Source organism: Catenibacterium sp. (assembly GCF_052354645.1).
In the GTDB taxonomy this organism is placed as follows: Bacteria; Bacillota_I; Bacilli_A; order Erysipelotrichales; family Coprobacillaceae; genus Catenibacterium; species Catenibacterium mitsuoka_A.
The window spans coordinates 1-2,789 of sequence record NZ_DAWDDM010000255.1; the positions used below are offsets into that span (position 1 = coordinate 1).

Annotated in this window: 2 protein-coding genes; one reads left to right on the plus strand and one right to left on the minus strand. The window is 32.8% G+C overall.

Going from position 1 to position 2,789, the window contains the following annotated elements; translation table 11 throughout:
* On the minus strand, window positions 1–1,652 hold a 1,652-nt coding region (locus ACT8VG_RS09570; RefSeq protein WP_444195729.1), incomplete at its 3' end, for a glycoside hydrolase family 2 TIM barrel-domain containing protein.
* Between the two features lie 134 nt (window positions 1,653–1,786).
* On the opposite strand from ACT8VG_RS09570, the gene ACT8VG_RS09575 reads away from it, so the two are divergent.
* Entirely contained in the window at window positions 1,787–2,608 is an 822-nt protein-coding gene (locus ACT8VG_RS09575; protein ID WP_444195730.1) for a PocR ligand-binding domain-containing protein, read from the plus strand.
* Window positions 2,609–2,789: the final 181 nt, after the last annotated feature.

The window sequence follows — 2,789 nt, forward strand, 5'->3', positions numbered from 1 at the left end:
TATAATGCCTGATCGATATAATCCCAGATAAAACCTCCCTGATAAAGAGGATATTTCTTTTCTAAATCAATATACTTAAATAAAGCACCATTACTATTACCCATTGAGTGCGCATATTCACATAGAATGAACGGTTTGTCCTGATGTGTAGTTAAGTACTTTTCTATATCTTTCACATATGTATACATCTGACTTTCAATATCACTTGTCTCATTGTAAGAACGATCATGGAAGATACCTTCATAATGAATGACACGTGATTGGTCTTTGTTTCTTAAGAATTGAGACATTTCATAGAGATTCTTACCTCCGTGAGATTCATTACCTAAAGACCATATAATAATAGAAGGATGATTCTTGTCTCTTTCATACATTGAATTTGCACGATCTAGAATAATATCTAACCATTCAGGCTTATTATCAGGAATAATATGTTCCTTGTCAAAGTACTCACTCCATGTACCATGTGTTTCTAGGTTCACTTCATCAATGACATAAAGTCCATATTCATCACATAGATCATAGACAAAAGATTGATTAGGATAGTGTGATGTACGCAATGCATTTATATTGTGTGCCTTCATATTTAAGATATCCTGTTTTGTTTCTTCATAAGATACATGTCTACCTGTATAAGCAGAAAATTCATGTCTATTAACACCGTGGAAGATGATTCTCTGACCATTGATACACATAATACCATTTATGATTTTAAATTCTCTCACACCGACCTGCTGGCTTATACATTCTACTAAACCTTCTTCATCCATTACTTCAATAATCAATGTATAAAGGTGTGGTTTTTCTGCAGACCATAAATGAGGATTCTCTAATTCAAATTGAAGTGATGTACTATCCTCTTTTATTTGACTCGCAATAATTTCATCATTATATTTTAAAGTATAAATAACCTTTGTAGGGTGAATAACAGTTGGATTCAATTCTACGACAGCATGATCATATGTATCATTAAGATGTGTAAGTATCTTTACATCTTCCAAGTGTGTATGAGGTACCATTTCTAGTTCTACATCTCTAAATATTCCTGAAAAACGCCAGAAATCCTGGTCTTCTAACCAACTGCCACTACTGAAACGATAGACATTCACTGCAATCTTGTTGTTTCCTTCCTCTATTAAAGAAGTAATATTAAAGCGTGATGGTGTAAAAGTATCTTCACTATAGCCTACAAAAATTCCATTAACCCATAAAGCCATTGCGGATTCTACACCTTTAAAAGTAATATAAACATCCGTGTTATCTTTAATAACTGACTTATCAAAATAAGTAATATAGCTGCCAATTGGATTATGTTCTGGGATCTCTCCTGGTATGATTTGTTCTGTGGCAGACCAAGGATAGATCTGATTGACATACATAGGTGTTCCATAACCCTGTAACTGAATATGTCCAGGAACATTGATTTCAGCCCAGTTATCACTGTTGTAATCCTTGTTAGAAAAATCTTTAATTAATTGATTAAACCCATTAGCATAATGAAATTTCCATTTACCATTTAAAGAATAGATATAACTACTCTTATTTGTATGCATCTCCTCTAGAGAGGCATAGCGATGTATTGAGGCATGTGCCTTTTCACGATTGATATTAAATACCTTTGGGTCTTTGACCCATTCATTGTTCATTTCCATATGTTTTATCCTCCAAATATAATTATAAAAATATGAGAACAAATAGAAATGGAATGAAGTATAATATAGGGTAATATTGTATAATGTTGTATTTTTTTACTTTGTTGAGATATAATGGTTGTGAGGTGATTTACATGGAAGACTTAGAAAAAATACTCAAACAGCTCTATCTTGTCTCAGGATTAAATATGTCCATCTTTGATATTAATCAGAAACTACTGGCTGCTTACCCTCATGAGAAATCCAAATTCTGCCATGAGATAGAGAAGAGCAAAGCTTCTGATCATTGTTTTATATGTGATATAAATGCGATGAATCATGTAAAAGAGACTGGCGAACTTTATGTCTATCAATGTCATTTTGGACTCAGTGAAGCAATTATGCCTTTATATTCTTATGGTGCTTTAACTGGTTATCTAATGATGGGACAAGCGGTTATAGGAACATATAGAAACTATTCTGAAATCATCAATAAATCTAAGCCCTATTTTGAAAATGAAAAAGAATTAAGACAACTTGTCACAAATATTACTATATTAGATGAAGATCAGATATATGCTTTTGCACATGTATGTGATATCTGCGCAAAATACATATCTCTCACCAATCGCATTCAGGCCAAGAATGATCATCTTGCCCAGGAAATAAAACAGTACTTAATTGCGAATTATAGTAAACCTATTACGATTGATCAGCTATGTGACTTTTTCTTCTGCAGCAGAGGAACATTGTTAACTCATTTTAAATCTAAATACAATACAACTATCCACAAATTCTTATTAGATTACCGATTAAAGAAGGCTGCAGAACTATTAACAAATAAGAAACAAACCGTTAAAGAGATTGCTTATCAATGTGGCTTTGAAGACCCTAATTACTTCTGCAAAGTATTCAAAAAGGAGTACCAATGCTCCCCTCTAGAATTCAGAAACGAAGGGGCTGTAATGAATAGATAGTATTTACTACTACCTTGAGCGTTACAGTTCTTTTTCGTATATACAAACCCAAAAAGGTTATTCACTACTTCATATGTGTCGCCCTTTTTCAAGCACAGATATAAAAAGATGCTCATTCGAGCATCACAGATTGTTGACAAATTAGATGAAAATATCAATTGGGCTATCCCAAATTGGTATT

Bases quoted from the DNA above. Each gene is read 5' to 3' on its own strand.
- ACT8VG_RS09575 (WP_444195730.1), top strand. From the start codon at position 1,787: ATGGAAGACTTAGAAAAAATACTCAAACAGCTCTATCTTGTCTCAGGA.